This is a genomic window from Enterococcus dongliensis (genome assembly GCF_031927985.1).
Classification (GTDB): Bacteria; Bacillota; Bacilli; order Lactobacillales; family Enterococcaceae; genus Enterococcus_A; species Enterococcus_A dongliensis.
In genome coordinates, this window is sequence record NZ_JARPZC010000001.1 from 38,987 (window position 1) to 56,354 (window position 17,368).

15 protein-coding genes and 1 tRNA gene are annotated in these 17,368 nt (G+C 37.6%); 7 read left to right on the forward strand and 9 right to left on the reverse strand.

Annotation, left to right across the window (positions count from 1 at the left end; all coding sequences use genetic code 11):
- From yycF to P7D84_RS00195, 3 genes are all read right to left on the reverse strand, one after another.
- Window positions 1–705: a response regulator YycF gene (yycF, locus tag P7D84_RS00185; protein WP_137603004.1), complete on the reverse strand. Its 705-nt coding sequence runs from the start codon at window positions 703–705 to the stop codon at window positions 1–3.
- A 239-nt stretch (window positions 706–944) separates the two neighbouring features.
- The gene (locus P7D84_RS00190) at window positions 945–1,802 is read right to left on the reverse strand and encodes a DegV family protein (protein ID WP_170999750.1); all 858 of its coding nucleotides are present in this window, start codon (window positions 1,800–1,802) and stop codon (window positions 945–947) included.
- A complete protein-coding gene (locus tag P7D84_RS00195; protein ID WP_137603002.1) occupies window positions 1,792–2,340 on the reverse strand; it encodes a DUF1836 domain-containing protein in 549 nt (182 codons plus the stop codon). Before P7D84_RS00195 ends, P7D84_RS00190 begins: the two co-directional genes overlap by 11 nt.
- 155 nt (window positions 2,341–2,495) lie before the next feature.
- On the opposite strand from P7D84_RS00195, the gene P7D84_RS00200 reads away from it, so the two are divergent.
- Both P7D84_RS00200 and P7D84_RS00205 read left to right on the forward strand, forming a co-directional pair.
- Window positions 2,496–2,568 (forward strand) — tRNA-Lys (locus tag P7D84_RS00200).
- A gap of 338 nt (window positions 2,569–2,906) precedes the next feature.
- Window positions 2,907–3,848: a glycosyltransferase family 2 protein gene (locus P7D84_RS00205; RefSeq protein ID WP_137603001.1), complete on the forward strand. Its 942-nt coding sequence runs from the start codon at window positions 2,907–2,909 to the stop codon at window positions 3,846–3,848.
- 34 nt (window positions 3,849–3,882) lie between these two features.
- On the opposite strand, the gene P7D84_RS00210 is transcribed toward P7D84_RS00205, so the two are convergent.
- Window positions 3,883–5,631, reverse strand: a complete 1,749-nt coding sequence (locus tag P7D84_RS00210; protein ID WP_311804627.1) for a putative glycosyltransferase family protein — start codon at window positions 5,629–5,631, stop codon at window positions 3,883–3,885.
- A 976-nt stretch (window positions 5,632–6,607) separates the two neighbouring features.
- On the opposite strand from P7D84_RS00210, the gene P7D84_RS00215 reads away from it, so the two are divergent.
- The 4 genes from P7D84_RS00215 (at window position 6,608) to leuD (ending at window position 11,192) form a co-directional block, all read left to right on the forward strand.
- Window positions 6,608–8,122, forward strand: a complete 1,515-nt coding sequence (locus tag P7D84_RS00215; protein WP_311804628.1) for a 2-isopropylmalate synthase — start codon at window positions 6,608–6,610, stop codon at window positions 8,120–8,122.
- Window positions 8,123–8,184: 62 nt separating this feature from the next.
- Window positions 8,185–9,234 carry a 3-isopropylmalate dehydrogenase gene (leuB, locus tag P7D84_RS00220; protein ID WP_311804629.1) on the forward strand — a complete coding sequence of 350 codons (1,050 nt, stop codon included), beginning with the start codon at window positions 8,185–8,187 and terminating at the stop codon, window positions 9,232–9,234.
- Between the two features lie 3 nt (window positions 9,235–9,237).
- A complete protein-coding gene (leuC, locus tag P7D84_RS00225; protein WP_311804630.1) occupies window positions 9,238–10,611 on the forward strand; it encodes a 3-isopropylmalate dehydratase large subunit in 1,374 nt (457 codons plus the stop codon).
- A complete protein-coding gene (gene leuD / locus P7D84_RS00230) occupies window positions 10,611–11,192 on the forward strand; it encodes a 3-isopropylmalate dehydratase small subunit (protein WP_311804631.1) in 582 nt (193 codons plus the stop codon). The genes leuC and leuD overlap by 1 nt, the downstream gene beginning before the upstream one ends.
- A 33-nt stretch (window positions 11,193–11,225) precedes the next feature.
- Here leuD and P7D84_RS00235 read toward each other — a convergent pair whose 3' ends face one another.
- The 5 genes from P7D84_RS00235 to P7D84_RS00255 form a co-directional block, all read right to left on the reverse strand.
- Window positions 11,226–13,001, reverse strand: a complete 1,776-nt coding sequence (locus tag P7D84_RS00235) for an ABC transporter ATP-binding protein (protein WP_311804632.1) — start codon at window positions 12,999–13,001, stop codon at window positions 11,226–11,228.
- A gap of 17 nt (window positions 13,002–13,018) precedes the next feature.
- Window positions 13,019–13,717, reverse strand: coding sequence for a MarR family winged helix-turn-helix transcriptional regulator (locus tag P7D84_RS00240; protein ID WP_311804633.1), 699 nt, complete (start codon window positions 13,715–13,717; stop codon window positions 13,019–13,021).
- 222 nt (window positions 13,718–13,939) lie between these two features.
- Window positions 13,940–14,074, reverse strand: coding sequence for a FeoB-associated Cys-rich membrane protein (locus tag P7D84_RS00245; protein WP_137602994.1), 135 nt, complete (start codon window positions 14,072–14,074; stop codon window positions 13,940–13,942).
- Window positions 14,062–16,224: a ferrous iron transport protein B gene (gene feoB, locus P7D84_RS00250; protein WP_311804634.1), complete on the reverse strand. Its 2,163-nt coding sequence runs from the start codon at window positions 16,222–16,224 to the stop codon at window positions 14,062–14,064. The genes P7D84_RS00245 and feoB overlap by 13 nt, the downstream gene beginning before the upstream one ends.
- Entirely contained in the window at window positions 16,225–16,695 is a 471-nt protein-coding gene (locus P7D84_RS00255; RefSeq protein ID WP_311804635.1) for a FeoA family protein, read from the reverse strand.
- Window positions 16,696–17,087: 392 nt separating this feature from the next.
- On the opposite strand from P7D84_RS00255, the gene nrdH reads away from it, so the two are divergent.
- Entirely contained in the window at window positions 17,088–17,306 is a 219-nt protein-coding gene (gene nrdH / locus P7D84_RS00260) for a glutaredoxin-like protein NrdH (protein ID WP_137602991.1), read from the forward strand.
- The last annotated feature ends 62 nt before the right edge of the window (window positions 17,307–17,368 follow it).

The window sequence follows — 17,368 nt, forward strand, 5'->3', positions numbered from 1 at the left end:
TTACTCCTGTTCAGGGTTGCGCAGGTAATAACCTACACCACGTCTTGTTACTAAATAGGTCGGATGACTTGGATTGTCTTCGATTTTTTCCCGCAAACGCCGAACCGTCACGTCCACTGTGCGCACATCACCGAAATAATCGTAGCCCCAAACTGTTTGCAATAAATGTTCCCGCGTCATTACTTGACCAATGTGCTTAGCTAGATAATGCAATAACTCAAATTCACGATGGGTCAGTTCAATCGTATCACCATGTTTAGTTACCATATAAGCATCTGGATGAATCGTTAATTCACCGATTGTCAAATCACTTTGCGTCGTTTGTTCTTCTTCTTTAGGCGCTTGTCCGCCACGACGTAAATTGGCTTTGACTCGAGCAATCAACTCCCGATTGGAAAATGGTTTGGTCACATAGTCATCTGCTCCTAATTCCAAGCCTAAAACTTTATCAATCTCAGAATCTTTTGCTGTAACCATAATGATTGGCATCTCATGAGTCTTGCGTACTTCACGAGCTACTTCTAAACCGTCTTTTTTAGGCAACATCAAATCTAATAAAATTAGATCTGGATTGACTTCTTCGACTTTTTTCAAGGCTTCTTCACCGTCATACGCGGTAAAGACTTCATAGCCTTCTTTGGTTAAATTAAATTTTACGATGTCCGAAATCGGCTTTTCATCGTCAACTACTAGAATTTTTTTCACTAAGAGTCACCTCATACCTTTATAAAGTTGTATGTACGCCTTCCTATTATACAATAATTTCAGTACTGTTTCATCTTTTCAAATAGACGACGGTTTTTTTACAAGTATTACTTAATAAAAAATGAAAGAAGAGATCATGACATTTGCCACGATCTCTTAGCTATAACTAATTTTTCAACTGAGTCTTTTTTTAGTTAACTATACTTATGAGTATAGTTTCTTGACTAGCATTCACTAGATCAATCCAATACTTGACAGACGACCCCTACTGAACCAGGTCCAGTGTGAACCGATAATGCTGGTGAAACTTTACCAAAATAAATATTTTCCGCTGTTGGGAATAATTCATGTAGACGTTGGCGGATTTTCTCGGCTGTTTCCAGTGCATCTGCTTGTGTCACTGCTAAATTGAAGCGTTTGTGATTACCAATATGTTCTTTCACTAACCCGATCGTCTTGTCGATACTCTTATTTAATCCTCGTACCTTTGCGACTGTATAATAGATGCCTTCTGAATTACATGAGATGATTGGTTTTAATTTTAACGCACTCCCTAATAAGGAAGCCACTAAACCAATCCGGCCGCCTTTTTGTAAATATTCCAACGTATCAACATTGAAAAAGATTTTTGTCTTTGTGATCTTACTTTCTGTTTCATTGATGACTTCAGAAAAAGATTTCCCTTGTTTCACCAAATCCCCTGCATAAATGGCTAATATCCCCGCTCCGATTCCTACATTTTTCGTATCAATCGAATGAAAGACCAATCCTTCATAGTGTTCGCCAAGTACTCGCAATGCATTATACGTCCCACTTAATCCGCTAGAGATCGTAACAATGATTACATGTGTATATCCTTGCTCTTTGATTTTGTCAAAGACTTGATGGATCAGCTCCCCATCAGGCAAAGAAGTCGTAGGCAACTCTTTTTTGATCAGTGGAAAAATAGTATCTGAACTAATATCGATCCCATCACGATACTCTCGATCACTAAAAATGATCCGTAAAGGCACCATAAAAAAGGGGCCGCTTTCTATAACTTCTTTGGGAACATCTGTCCCAGAATCAACGAGAATCGCAATTTTTTCACTCATCATTTTCGCCTTCTTTCTCTTTATCTAATTGAATGATTTTTTCAGCTAACATTTTTTGTGTAAATGAAGCGACAGCGCTTTCCATTGCTAAGTAATAAAAATCCTTGCTCCTGCGTGTCAAACTGACTTCTTCTCCTAGAACAATTTTAGCTACTTGGATTAATGCTTCTTCTTGTACTGTACAAAAACCGTTATACGCATCTTTGGGTTCGTTGATTGCTAATTGCATCCGAATCAATTCATTGATGTCGGGAATTGCAAAAACTTGTTTTAACAACGTGATTGCAATCAAATACGCCAAATGGTTTCGGTTGTATCTTTTTTTATTTGGTGGCGGGACTAGTTTATGTTTCACATAATTATTGACCATCGCGCTAGATAAAAGTTGGTGTTTCTCATCTTCAATCAACGGCGCTAAGTAGCGATCAACTAAGGTGATTACTTGATCCATATATAATTCTAATTCAGGCAGCTCTTCCCAGCGAGGCAAGCGTAATTCTTTCAATCCTTCTGCCCATGATCTAAGCTTTGTATCTTCCATCATTTGAACCCCTTTCATCGGTAGTTTAACAAAATTATGAAAATTATACAATATAGTTTTAGAAACTAGATAATTAAAACGGTTTTAAGGAATTTTTTTTAGTTTCATCTTGCTTTTTTTTTTTTGCAATGCTACCATATGAAAGTACTTTGTTTGGGCCGTTAGCTCAGTTGGTAGAGCAGCTGACTCTTAATCAGCGGGTCGCGGGTTCGAGCCCCTCACGGCCCATTGGGTGCCAAACCCACGCCACATAAGCGTTTTTGGCTACTTCGGTAGTTTAGAAAAAAACGCTTGATGTGGTATTTTTTTGTCTCAAGGGCAGTTTTCAAAAAATATAGTCATTAACATATACCAGGGTTTATCCGTAAGGTAAATACTTTGTATAATTTTCCTCAACCAGATTTATATCAAGAAAACTTATAGATTACGACTGTTAATATCTAGAAAATTCACTGTAAGATTTTTTGTGCTGCTTACAACAATGGATATAAATAATTCATTGCCGCATATTTCATTCAATATGTTATACTTGGAAATAATTTATTTTTAAATTAGAGAGGTTTTTTATGATTTCAATAATCATTCCATGCTTTAACGAAGAGGAGTCTATCCCACTATATTTTTCAGAAATGGAAAAATTGAAAGATAGACTCTCCCATGAATTCGAATATATCTTTATCAACGACGGATCAAGTGATAGAACGCTGGAAATATTACGAAAGATAGCCTCAGAACATGAAAATGTTCGCTACATCTCTTTCTCACGTAATTTTGGTAAAGAAGCTGCTCTTTACGCAGGTTTACAGGCTTCTAAAGGGGATTTAGTCACTGTTATGGATGTCGATTTACAGGACCCTCCTGAATTATTGCCTCAAATGGTTGAAATGATTGAGACGACAGACATTGACTGCGTAGGTACTCGCAGAGCTGATCGAACAGGTGAGCCTCCAATTAGAAGTTTTTTTGCAAGAAAGTTTTATCAGTTAATCAATAAAATTAGCGATACAGAGATGGTAGATGGGGCGAGAGATTACCGCCTTATGACCAGACAAATGGTTGACTCCGTTTTAGAATTGACTGAATATAATCGTTTTTCAAAAGGTCTGTTTAGTTGGGTAGGATATAAGACAGAATATATTTCATTTGAGAATCGTGAACGAATCGTTGGCGAAACCACTTGGTCGTTTTGGAAATTATTTAATTACTCAATAGATGGTATTGTAAATTTCTCAGAGACGCCACTGAACATTGCATCCATTATAGGTGCATTTTCTTGTTTTGCAGCCCTTCTATCTATGATTTTTATCGTTGTACGTGCTCTTCTTTTTAGCGATCCCACAAGTGGTTGGCCATCAATGGTTACAATAGTTCTATTTATTGGAGGTATTCAATTACTAAGTATAGGAATAATTGGAAAATATTTAGGAAAGATATTCCTTGAAACAAAAAAAAGACCTGTCTATATTGTAAAAGAAACTGAAAAAGATAAAGAACAAAAACAAGACTAAAGGTAGAAAGAACTTCCCTTAGTCTTGTTTTTATTTAGTGTTTTCTTTTTCTATTTAAGAACAGAAATACAGCTGATGAAATTAATCCAATTATTTTTAAAACAAATATAATTTTCATACTGAAGAAAGGTTTATAGCCAACAACTAGTTCATTCATACCAGGTTTTGATTTTACTTTTGCTACTCCAATATCTGTTTTGGAAAGATCACTAGGCTTGATTTCAGTACCGTTTAATCTTACAATTGAGTGCCCGTAAATAATGACTGGTACTACTTTTTCTACAGTTTTTTCATCATTGTTTTTCCAGCTTATAATTATTGATCCATTATCAGAAATCTTCTTTTTATAACCAATTTGATTATCTACTATTTCTCTATAGTACATTCCATAAGGCCCCTTATCTAGAAGGCTCTTTGCATCTTCATTTTTTGGCATAGGAAGATAATCACTTGTACCCTTTACAACAATACCAAATGCTTTTGTTAAATCTTTATCTTTGAATCCATCTCGAATTTTCTGTGGATTTCTTTCCCTAAGCGCATACCCGTTATTTCCATTATTTTGAGGTGAATCGCTGAACCAAATTGTAGTCTTATTTGTGATCGCACTGTTTAACCCAAAAATCATTAATCCGGTAATTGTTACCACAATTGAAAATAGAACATTTTTATTTGCTTCTTCTAGTTTACTGTATAGACTACTCATAGATATTAGAAAACCTAGTAATAGTAAAACATAGGTTATCATTAGGAATCTATGCGGAAATTGTAAAATTTGTAGAAAATCAAGTCTCGCTGCTAAAGCATCCCAAGGAATAATAGTAGATGATAAAATCAAAAATACTATTCCCACTGAATTTATTAACTTATAAATTAGTGGGTATTTTTTCCAATTTAAAATTGAGTAGGCTATCTGGAAAATGAAAACAATTGAAACAACCAGACCTAAGCTTTTCAAATCATTTCCACCTAAAGTTGGTATAGCACTAAAATCAGACATCTTTTGTATCAATGTGGGACCGTATATTTTGTTCGATGAGTACACATCTACATAGCTGAAAATCGTATTTGCAACCATCAACAAAGTTAATAGTACTGCTATAAACCCATTTTTTATCCATTGTAATTTATTTTTTTCTAATAAGAAACTTACAATATAAAATGGAACAATCGCTAAAACACCAATGAGTGCAGACAGAGTATGAACAGACAATAAAATACTGACTGGAATAGCAAGATAAACCGGATTAATTCTCTCTTTTGAATCAACCACAGATTTTATTGCAGGAATAAATAGTAGCGGTACGAAAGCAGCTCCCCACCCATTAAATGCTTGGTATAAGGGATACGAAGAAACAACCGACGTGGTCATATACATGACAGATCCAATAAACGAAAATTTCGGACTTAATTTAATCGTCCGTGCTAAGAAATACATTGAAACTCCACTTGTATAAAAACATAAAAATGAAGTCACTATTTGGAACTTCGCCCATGACCTAAATAAAAATAAGATTATTCCTTGAATAAAAGCAAAATCATATCCATATAAAGCATTGATAATCCTTCCACTACTATTGAACGAGTAGATTGACTGAAAATAATTCATATTTCCATTCTTTATTTGCATAAACATTTCATAGAATCTCTGATAATGAAAAGTTATATCATCGCCTAGAAAAATGGCTTTCTTATACACTTGTATTGATATCATCAAAAATACGACAATTGCAAGGAATAGTAACATTCTTAAAACTTCTTTTTTACTTATCTTTGAACTCATTATTACACCTTTTCTTTAAAAATGATGTTTTCATTATACCAAAATCCTAGTGTTAGTTAATCACAATTTTTATAGTATTCAAAAATAAATTAACGAGAAGTAATTTTTCTCAGACTAAGCACTAACTGAAAGGATACAATCTTTATAAAATTTTGTTGATTTGAAAAGATCAAGTTTAGATTTGGAGTCATCATACCATTTTTAGTCAAACTTAGTCACAATGCCTGAACAATATCTCGTCTTAAATTGGTTCGACCGTTGTGGCTTATATATGTAATTCATTATCAAATCTCTTAGAAACCCCCATAATCACTTTCGTTCTTTGAATTTTTAACTCTATATTCCCTGGAAATATCATGAAAATTCGACTTTCAGTTATTTTTAAAACGTACATATATTCACACATCCCCTACCTATATCATCTTCGTCGTACCTCTTAGACAAAGCTCAAAACTAAAATATTCCCCCAATTATCTTTTCTAAGACCATTCTGGAATTATAACTAACTAGTTAGATTTAGCCATTTATTTTTAATAAATAGATCTAGATTTCCTAATGAGACTCATCAATTTTTTTATTCGGATACATCTACTAGTCAAAAAAAATGATTCAAAACAAGCGTAGATCCGCTTTTTTATCTATGGAGTAAAGATCCTCTCATTGACTGTTTTGTATTTCTTTCTATGATATTAAATGAGTTTTTATAAACAAAATCTAATCTTTTTTTAATTATACGCTTGACAAGGTTTAATTTTTTTTATACGATGAGTACAATAATTTTTTAAAAATTCTGACAATAAACGGGTGGTTGCTATGACAAAATCAACAATATCTTATAACGCAACTTTATTATTATAGGTGGGACTTTCTGAAATTTATTTCATGAAGTCCCTATTCGCATTGCATCGCAGAAGAAATGGTCTTTCTGTGATGGAGTGCTTTTTTTATACCCGTTTTGACTGAAGGAGGAAGCAAAGTGAGAAAGATTCAATTTTTTGATACCACATTAAGAGATGGTGAACAGACACCTGGCGTAAATTTTAATACAAAAGAAAAAGTTCAGATTGCACTTCAACTAGAAAAATGGGGCATCGATGTTATTGAGGCAGGCTTTCCCATCGCCTCACCCGGTGATTTTGAAGCTGTCCAGACCATCGCTCAACAAGTAAAGAAAATGACTGTGACAGGATTGGCACGTTGCCAGAAAAAAGATATTGATCGGGCGTATGAAGCACTAAAAGAAGCGGTTGATCCACAGATTCATGTTTTCCTAGCAACGAGTGATGTCCATATGCAATACAAATTAAAAATGACACGTGAAGAAGTGTTAGCTTCTATTAAAGAACATGTTCGTTATGCTCATAGTTTGTTTGAAAAAGTTCAATTCTCGCCAGAAGATGCTTCACGAACTGAAAAAGGTTTCTTGTTAGAAGCTGTCCAAACAGCGATTGATGCTGGAGCCACGATTATCAATATCCCTGATACCGTTGGCTATTCAAACCCAACTGAATATGGAGCTATTTTTAAGTCATTGATTGAAAATATCCATAGTGAAAAAGAAATTACTTTTTCTTCACATTGTCATGATGATCTAGGAATGGCTACAGCAAATGCTCTAGCTGCGATTGAAAACGGGGCAAATCGTGTTGAAGGTGCCATCAATGGTATCGGCGAACGTGCTGGCAATACAGCGTTAGAGGAAGTCGCACTGGCATTAGCAATCCGCAAAGATTTTTATCAGTGTGAAACAAATATCGTATTAAATGAAACAAAACGAACAAGTGAATTGGTTGCTCATCTTTCGGGTATTCCTGTTCCTAAAAACAAAGCAGTTGTCGGTGACAATGCGTATGCACACGAATCTGGCATTCATCAAGACGGTGTCTTGAAAAATCCTGAGACTTACGAGATCATCACACCTACTATGGTAGGCGTCACACAAAACTCGCTCCCACTCGGAAAATTATCAGGACGCCATGCCTTTAATGCAAAATTAGAAGAACTTGGCTATCAATTGACAGACCTTGATAGTAAAGAAGCTTTCAAACGATTCAAACGATTGGCTGATAAGAAAAAACAAATTACTGTTAAAGATTTGATTGCCTTGCTGGCCGACCAATCACGTGAAGAAACTGAAGCATTCAAGTTAGCTGATGTCCAAGTCCAATACAGTTCTAACGGTTATCAAGGTGCAATCGTGTCAATCATTAATGAAAAAAATGAAACAAAAGTCGCTTCCCGCATCGGTTCAGGTAGTATCCAAGCAATCTACAATGCCATTGATGAATTGTTCCAACAAACTATCGAACTCACAGAATATGAGATTCAAGCACTGACGGGCGGCGAAGATGCACAGGCTGAAGTTCGTGTAACCATTCGTGATGAAAAAACAAAACAAGAATTTCGTGGAATCGGTGTAGACTTTGATGTATTACAAGCTTCTGCTAAGGCATATGTAAAAGCCAGCAATCGATTTAAAACGACTAGCTAAGATCAATGCGACTTTTTTCACAACAGAGAAATGCTATTTAAATAAAAGATAGGAGTAAAAAAATGAAAAAGAAAATTGTGGTTTTAGCTGGTGATGGGATTGGACCAGAGATTATGGCAAGTGGCCTTCAAGTATTGGACGCTGTCGCAAAAAAATGCTCTCACTCTTTTGAGCTGGAAGAACATCCTTTCGGCGGTGCTGGACTTGATGAAGCTGGTGCTTCTTTACCTAAAAAAACATTGGCTGCTTGTCAAAATGCCGATGCAATTTTATTAGGAGCAATTGGCGGTCCTAAATGGGAAAAAATGTCAGATACGCCAGAAAAAGGCTTACTAGCTCTTCGAAAGGCTTTGAATTTATTTGCAAACATTCGTCCAGTAGCCGTCTCTTCTGCCTTAATCCATCTTTCGCCTTTAAAACCGGAGATTATCGAAGGAACTGACTTGATTATTGTACGAGAATTAAGCAGCGGGATTTATTTTGGAGAGCCACGTGAGCTAACAGAACAGATGGCATATGATACCGCACGCTATCAAAAAAATGAAATCGAACGAATCCTCCACTCTGCTTTTAAGCTGGCACAAAGTCGTGGAAAAAAAGTAACTTCAGTAGATAAAGCAAACGTTCTTGCTTCTAGTAAATTATGGCGCGCAACAGCAGAAGAAATTGCCAAAGAATACCCTGATTGTCGGTTGGAACATCAGTATGTTGATTCGGCTGCGATGAAATTAATCCAAAATCCAAAAGCTTTTGATGTGATTGTCACTGACAATTTATTCGGCGATATCTTAAGTGATGAAGCTTCCGTATTGCCCGGTTCATTAGGGGTGTTGCCAAGTGCTAGTTACAGTACGGCTGGTCCGTCTCTTTACGAACCAATCCATGGTTCTGCGCCAGATATTGCAGGACAAGGAATCGCCAATCCAATCTCGATGATTTTATCTGTAGCGATGATGCTGAGACAATCATTTCAAGAAGAAACGGCAGCGCAAGCCATTGAAGACGCTTGTGACAAAATATTGTCAAAAGGATTGTTGACACATGACTTAGGTGGTCAAGCAACAACAGCCCAATTTACTGAAGCTGTGATTCAAGAATTGGAAGGAGCATAAACTATGGGAAAAACGCTATTTGATAAACTATGGGACCGACATGTCGTCCACGGGAATGAAGGTGCGCCACAATTACTTTATATTGATCTGCATTTGATCCATGAAGTAACCTCCCCTCAAGCATTTGAAGGAATTCGTGAAGCTGGCAGAACACTACGTCACCCAGAGCGGACGTTTGCGACGATGGATCACAACGTACCAACTGTGGATATTTTTAATTTCACCGATCTGATTGCAAAGAAACAAATCGATACGTTAAGAAAAAATTGTCAAGAGTTTGGCGTACAGCTTTGCGACAATGGTAGTGATCGACAAGGAATCGTCCACATGGTCGGTCCCGAGACTGGTTTGACGCAACCAGGGAAAACAATCGTTTGTGGTGATTCGCACACGGCGACTCACGGAGCATTCGGTGCTTTAGCTTTTGGGATTGGTACGAGTGAAGTGGAACATGTTTTTGCTACTCAAACACTTTGGCAAAACAAACCTAAAAACATGGGGATTGAGATTACGGGAAAATTACCTAAAGGTGTTTATGCAAAAGATATTATTTTAGCATTGATCGCTAAATATGGGACCGATTTTGGCGTGGGTTATGGTGCTGAATTTTATGGAGAAACCATTGAAAATCTATCAATGGAAGAACGTATGACGATCTGTAACATGGCGATTGAAGGCGGTGCAAAAATCGGACTAATGGCACCTGATGAAAAAACTTTTGACTATGTTGCACATCGTGAGTACGCACCTAAAAATATGGAAACAGCCATCAATGCTTGGAAAGAGTTATACACCGACAAAGATGCCGTTTATGACAAAGTACTGACCCTAGATGCCAGCGAATTGGTTCCTTTTGTTACATGGGGAACTAACCCTGAGATGGGTGTGCCGTTTGATGGTACTTTCCCAGAGATTACTTCGCCTGACATGCAAAAAGCTTATGATTATATGGACTTGAAACCGGGGCAAACACCAGCAGATATTCCTGTAGGATATGTTTTCATCGGTTCCTGTACCAACGGACGTTTGTCTGATTTGCAAGAAGCAGCAAAGATCATCAAAGGAAAAAAAATTCATGAGAACGTCACAGCTATCGTGGTTCCTGGTTCACGACCCGTTCGCAAAGCGGCAGAAAAGATTGGCTTGGATAAAATTTTTATAGACGCAGGCTTTGAATGGCGGGAACCTGGTTGTTCGATGTGTCTAGGAATGAATCCTGATCGTGTACCAGCCGGTGTTCATTGTGCTTCAACATCTAATCGGAATTTCCAAGGCCGGCAAGGCAAGGATGCTCGTACACACCTTTGCAGTCCTGTAATGGCCGCATTAGCCGCACTTCATGGGAATTTTGTCGACAGTCGTAAGGAGGTCATTTAATGGAAAAGTTTACCAGCTATACAGGAAAATCGGTCCCTTTGATGAATGATAATATCGATACCGATCAAATCCTTCCCAAAGAATTTTTAAAACAAGTTGACAAAGCCGGCTTTGGAAAACATCTTTTTGATGAGTGGCGCTATTTAGCCGATGGATCACCGAATCCCAACTTTATTTTGAATACTTCTGAGCGAAAAGATTCAACCATCCTAGTCACGGGAGAAAATTTTGGTTCAGGTTCTTCACGGGAACATGCTGCATGGGCTATCCAAGACTATGGTTTTAAAGTAATCATCGCTGGAAGTTATGGAGATATCTTTTATATGAATGCACTGAAAAATGGCCTGTTACCTATTCGCTTGGAAAAAGATATGCGAGAAAAATTGAGTCAGCTTCCTGCAGATCAATCCATCACTGTTGATCTAATCGCTCAAGAAGTACGAACTGGATCAATTTGTTACACCTTCCAAATCGACCCAACTTGGAAAGCAAAATTAATCAGTGGGTCAGATGATATCAGTGTCACATTGCAGTATGAAGATGAAATCCGAGCCTACGAAGAAAAAATGACAAATTATTAATTAAAACGCCTTCGAAAACTCGAAGGCGTTTTTTTAGCTTACAACTTGTTCTTGTACATATTGGGCGTAAAGTGGGTGAGTTGCGATCAATTCACTATGTGTGCCATGACCAGTTACTTCCCCTTTTTCAATAAAATAAATATGATCTGCATCAACAATCGTAGAAAGCCGGTGTGCAATCACTAATGTCGTTCGTCCTGTCATTAATTGATCCAATGCCCGCTGAACTTTTTCTTCAGACTGTGAATCTAAGCTGGCAGTGGCCTCGTCTAACATGAGGATCTTAGGATCACGTAAAAATGCGCGTGCGATGGCAATCCGTTGTTTTTGACCACCAGATAATTTCACTCCTCGTTCACCTAATTCCGTTTCCAATTGCTCTGGAAATTCTCGAACGAACTGATCTGCGTACGCTAATTCCAAGCCGTGCCATAATTCTTCATCCGTCAGCATTCGTTCCAAGCCGTATTGTAGATTTTCACGAATACTGCCAGCAAAAACGGCACTGTCTTGGGAAACGTAGCCGATTTGTGAGCGCCAACTAGTAAGACTGAGTGAATCGGCGGCATCATCACCTATTTTTATTGAACCTTCTGTCGGTTGATAGAATCGCTCTAACAAAGCAAAGATTGTTGATTTACCACCACCGCTTGGTCCAGCAAAAGCAATCACTGTGTTTGGTTTTTCTTCAAAAGAAACATTCTTCAAGATTGGACAATCTGCAACATAATGAAAGGAAAGATTTTCTGCTTTGATCATTTTACCAGCAACATCTATGCTTTTTCCAGTCTTAATTGGTTCCAGATCCGTTTTCAAAATTTGTTCAATTCGTTCGGTTGCTCCCATAGCTTTTTGCACTTGTGAAAAGAACAGTGCAAAACTAGCTGCTGGCATCATGATATTGAACAAATATAATAAGAAAGCGACCAATTGACCACTAGTCAAAGTTCCCGCTTGCACTCGGACAGCCCCATAACCTAAAATCCCCACAAATAATCCTAACATGACTGTTGTGATGATTGGTTGCAAGATGGCTTCCACTTTTGCGTCTTTAATCCCTAGAGTAAAAATTTTGTTGATAAATGAACCGCCGCTATTTTTTTCAAATTTTTCCCCATTACTAGCTTTGATCAATCGTATCTCTGATAATTTCTCACTAGCTTCTGCATTGAAATCAGCAGTTGCCGATTGTAATTGTCGACCTAGACGAGACATGACCCGTCCGATCGGCAGCATGATTAATGCCATGATCGGTACAGCTAAAAACATCATTGCTGCCATCTTCCAATCCATCACAAACAAGATGATCATTGATCCCACTAATTGAATCGCCCCAGTGATAAAATTCGGAAACTGAGTCGCGACCAAATCTTTGATGACTGTCGTATCATTAACAAGACGTGAACTGCTCTCGCCTGATTTATGATCGTCATAATAACTGACAGGCATTTGCAACAGATGTTCCCATAATTTTTCTCGCAGTGTTTTGACTGCACTTTCACCAACAAAACGAAGGAAGAAACTGCCGATTGCACCAAAGGCTAACTGTGCTATGAAGGCTAAGATTAAAACAAGCAGCATTTTTTTATCGATCTGTGCCAATCTACTTGTGTCGATCAACCCTTTGGTCAGTTGCGGAACAATCAAACTAGCACCGCTCGTCAGTAAACTTAATACTAATCCGATGATAAACAACATTTTTTTAGGATTGACACTCAAGATTAAGCGCAAAAAATCTTTTAACTTGTAGTTACTTTTTTTAGTATCTTTCGTCGTTTGCTTTGATGCGACATTTTTATTTTGAGCCATTTTGGTTCCTTCTTCCGTTAAAAATCTTCCCATTCTGTATCTGCTGAATGATCCGGTTTATCTGATTTTTTTAAGCAGTCATGATTGTTCCAAAAATTCGACCTAAAATCATGATTGAAATTACGGGAAAAATCTCTTGAGACATTGTGCATCTCACGTCTCATTTGATTTCGCATGCGATGTTGCTCTTCTCGCGAAAGCTTTCGCCAATCGTCTTGCCAATTTTCGGAAAATTGTTCACGAATGGCTTGCATCTGACGTAGACGGTCCATAGGATCTACAAATCGCCCCGACTGTTTCTGAAATTCTTCTTGCCACCCAGCAGAAATTTTTTGCAGATACTCACTAAAATTCTGTTGTTCTTCATCTGTCAGTCCAGCAAAAAAAGCCTCGCTCATATCCTGATCATTGTTGAACCGTTGTGCTTTTTGCTTTCCTCTTTCAGTCAAAAAGACGCGTTTGATCCGTTTGTCCTGTTCTTCTGCTTTTCGTATCACATCTCCTTGTTTCTCCATCTTCTTCATTAATTCAGCCAATGAACTTGGACGTATGTCCAAAATTTCAGCTAACTGACTTTGAATCAAGCCATCTTCTTTTGCTAAAATTACTAAAACACGTTGTTGTCCATTCAATCGTTGCCGTCTATTCATAAAAGCATTACTAGCAGAGCTGATAAAACGTAATTGACGCATCAAATCTTTGGTGAACTCACTCATGATAAATTCTCCTTTTCTATTCATATAGTTAGGCGCCTAACTTAATTTCATTCGTTATTATAGTTCGGTACCTAACAATTGTCAACTCTTCTATTTATTTTTTCCCCATCAATCGTTAGATTTTCTTTCAGCATTATCTATGCCAATCATCAAATATTGACGTGCTAGTATTTTTATTAGTAAAAATACAAAAAAAAGATCCGGCAAATGCCGAATCTCAATTTAATGCCGCTGTTGTTCTTCTTTCACTGGACAACTGCTATTACAATCTTCGCAAGAACTACCGTTTTTAACTCGCCGATAAATAATTACTCCCGCACCACCAAAGATTAAAATGCTCAAGATTATAGTTGCCATTCTTTCACCTCTTTAATTTCTTCAATCGTAATGGACGGTGTTTGCTTAACAGGTCTTCTTATAACAAAGTAAATCATCGCGATTAATACTACTGCTGCTAACATCAATCCAATACCGATTTTCCCATTTTCAAAAATCACATGACCAAACTGATAGACAATAAAACTTACCGCATAAGCAAGACCACATTGATAGCCGATCGCACGCCATGTCCATTTTGCATCGCCCATTTCACGATGGATTGCACCAATTGCTGCAAAACATGGTGCACATAGTAAATTAAAGACAAGAAATGAATAACCAGCAATCGGTGTATACGCTAGTTGTAAGGATTTCCAGATTTCTACCCCATCTTCAGCTACTGCCGCATGACGATATAAAATTCCAAAAGTACCGATTACATTTTCTTTGGCGATCAATCCGGTGATAGCTGCCACCGTCCCACGCCAATCGCCCCAGCCTAGTGGTACAAATAATGGCGCAATTACACCGCCTAGAGCAGCTAATATACTCTCATTTTCATTTACTGCTTGTAAGGAGAAATTATAGTTAGAAATAAACCAAATTACAATGCTAGAAATAAAAATGATTGTTCCAGCACGTTTGACAAAGGCTTTACTATGATCATAAGTATAACGGAGCGTATTACTGATTCGTGGCAGATGATATAACGGAAGTTCCATGATAAACGGCGTCGGATCACCTGCAAAAAGCTGCGTTTTCTTCAATGCGATTCCTGACAACACAATCGAACCCATTCCGACAAAATATGCAGATGGCGCTACCCAGCTGCTGTTTGGAAAGAAAGCACCTGCAATCAAAGCAATGATCGGCAGTTTTGCTGAACAAGGCATAAAAGTCGTCAACATCACGGTCATTCGCCGATCCTTTTCATTTTCAATCGTCCGACTTGCCATTACACCTGGCACACCACAACCTGTTGCAATCAGCATCGGAATAAATGATTTTCCTGACAAACCAAATTTACGGAAAATCCGATCCATAACAAAAGCAATCCGCGACATATAGCCACAGTCTTCCAAAAGCGCTAAACATAGGAAAAGTACAATCAATTGTGGGAGAAAGCCTAAAACTGCACCAACTCCTGCAAGGATTCCATCTAAAATCAATTGTTGCATCCAGATAGCCACATCCCACGACTGTAAAGTCGATTGGACAAACGTTGGGATGATGTCGCCAAACAGATTTTCATTGATCCAATCAGTACCCATTGTGCCGATTGTCTGAATTGCAATGTAATAAATCAACCACATAACCAAAGCAAAAATCGGCAGTGCCAAAAAACGGTTGGTAACGATTTGATCGATTTTATCTGAAACAGATAATTTGAATTGGTCATCTTCAACTACGCACAGCGTTTTTAGATCTGTGATGAAATTATAGCGTTCGTTAATCACTAAGCTTTCCGCATCTTCACCAAATATTTTTTCAGTGATTTTAATAATTTCTTCTAAATCTTTTTGCTGGATTGTACTTAGATTCAACTCACGTTGCGCACGTTCATCCCGTTCAAATAATTTCAAACTATACCAGCGACTATATTTAGTTAGAACCGTACTGCCTAAAACCGTTTCGACCTCGCTAAGTGCTGCTTCTAATCGCCTATCGTAGTGGGGGAAATTGATTTCTTCCACACCTTTTTTGACTAGATGAACCGCTTCAGTGAGTGCTTTGTCCAGCCCCCAATTTTTCAATGCACTAATGCCAATTACTGGCGTGCCTAAAGCGTAGGACAGTTTGTCTAAGTTGATTTGTTTTCCACTTTTTTTTATGACATCCATCATGTTCACCGCAACTACTACTGGAATCCCTGTTTCAATCAGTTGCGTGGTCAAGTAAAGATTTCGTTCAAGATTGGTGCCATCAATGATATTCACGATGGCATCAGGTGTCCCTGAGAGCAGATAGTCTCGTGCCACTACTTCTTCTGGGGAATAAGGCGATAGTGAATAAATCCCCGGCAGATCATCGATGATTACTGCCGCATCTTTTTTATAGATTCCTTCTTTGCGTTCGACTGTAACTCCGGGCCAATTTCCAACGAACTGATTCGTTCCAGTCAAGACATTAAAGGTGCTTGTTTTTCCACTGTTAGGATTTCCCGCTAAAGCAATATGCATCTTTGTCATCTACTCCTCCTCCTTTGCCACAACTACCATTTCTGATTCACTTTTACGTAAACTTAATTCATACCCACGTACTCGTAGTTCGATTGGATCACCAAAGGGCGCTAATTTAACGACTTTGATCGGTGTACCTTTGGTCAATCCCATGTCCATCAAACGCCGCTTAATTGAACCGCTTCCATGGACATTAACAATCACACCTTGTTCTCCCACACATAATTGATCCAATGAGACCCACGTCTGTAGATCTTCCGTGAGCTCCTTCACAAGTATTTTTTTTAATAAAGACTGGGATAACGCCAGCCGTGTATTATGTAATAGAATAATTCCGTTATCTCCAGAATGATTCACGACCGCGATTTTTGAGCCAACGACTATGCCTAGATCCTGCAGTCGATGTTTTACTTCATTGTCTAAAGTCATTTCAGCAATTTGAACGACATGGTTCAATGAAACATCTGCCAAAGTTGTCATCTCTTTCTCCACCCTACTGTTCAACTTCTGAAGCTAATTAATAATGAGAATCTTTCTCACTAAGAATAGCTTCATTTGATTCCAAAGTCAATGAAAGGTCGGAGATTTTCACTTTTTTCTAAGCAACTTATTTGACAATCTCTAATTTATTTGTATCGTTTTTTGATTTTCGTTATTAAAAAAAACTTATTTAGCGAAAAAAAACATTCTTCCGTATTTTTTTGGATTCTGTAAAGGGATTTTTCTTTGCAACCGTCCGTTTTCATTATTTTTGCAAAAACACAAAGAGTAGTATACCAATCATTTCTCACCACAATATATAGTATTAAACAATTGACTTTTTCCCTACATCTTTTATACTGGTAATTGTAGAAATCAAGGGAGGTAGTCTTATGGTAAAAGTCTATTCTAAAAATAATTGTATGCAGTGTAAAATGACAAAACGTTATTTAACTGATAACCAAATCTCCTTCGAAGAGGTCAATATCGACCATGAACCCGAAGCTTTGAGTTTTTTGCAAGAACAAGGTTTCCAGAGTGTCCCAGTTATTTTCGGTGGACAACAAACCATTATCGGTTTTCGTCCAGACCAATTGAAAGCATTAGCCTAATTTGAAACTTTGCGGTCCCACGATTGCAAAGTTTTCTTCTTTATTATAGATAAAAAATGGAA

Excerpts from the sequence above, each read along its gene's own strand:
- P7D84_RS00190 (WP_170999750.1), bottom strand. The coding sequence starts at position 1,802 with ATGATGAGTGAAAAAATTGCGATTCTCGTTGATTCTGGGACAGATGTT.
- P7D84_RS00195 (WP_137603002.1), bottom strand. The coding sequence starts at position 2,340 with ATGGAAGATACAAAGCTTAGATCATGGGCAGAAGGATTGAAAGAATTA.
- P7D84_RS00205 (WP_137603001.1), top strand. The coding sequence starts at position 2,907 with ATGATTTCAATAATCATTCCATGCTTTAACGAAGAGGAGTCTATCCCA.
- P7D84_RS00210 (WP_311804627.1), bottom strand. The coding sequence starts at position 5,631 with ATGAGTTCAAAGATAAGTAAAAAAGAAGTTTTAAGAATGTTACTATTC.
- leuB (WP_311804629.1), top strand. The coding sequence starts at position 8,185 with ATGAAAAAGAAAATTGTGGTTTTAGCTGGTGATGGGATTGGACCAGAG.
- leuC (WP_311804630.1), top strand. The coding sequence starts at position 9,238 with ATGGGAAAAACGCTATTTGATAAACTATGGGACCGACATGTCGTCCAC.
- leuD (WP_311804631.1), top strand. The coding sequence starts at position 10,611 with ATGGAAAAGTTTACCAGCTATACAGGAAAATCGGTCCCTTTGATGAAT.
- P7D84_RS00235 (WP_311804632.1), bottom strand. The coding sequence starts at position 13,001 with ATGGCTCAAAATAAAAATGTCGCATCAAAGCAAACGACGAAAGATACT.
- P7D84_RS00240 (WP_311804633.1), bottom strand. The coding sequence starts at position 13,717 with ATGAGTGAGTTCACCAAAGATTTGATGCGTCAATTACGTTTTATCAGC.
- P7D84_RS00245 (WP_137602994.1), bottom strand. The coding sequence starts at position 14,074 with ATGGCAACTATAATCTTGAGCATTTTAATCTTTGGTGGTGCGGGAGTA.
- feoB (WP_311804634.1), bottom strand. The coding sequence starts at position 16,224 with ATGACAAAGATGCATATTGCTTTAGCGGGAAATCCTAACAGTGGAAAA.
- P7D84_RS00255 (WP_311804635.1), bottom strand. The coding sequence starts at position 16,695 with ATGACAACTTTGGCAGATGTTTCATTGAACCATGTCGTTCAAATTGCT.
- nrdH (WP_137602991.1), top strand. The coding sequence starts at position 17,088 with ATGGTAAAAGTCTATTCTAAAAATAATTGTATGCAGTGTAAAATGACA.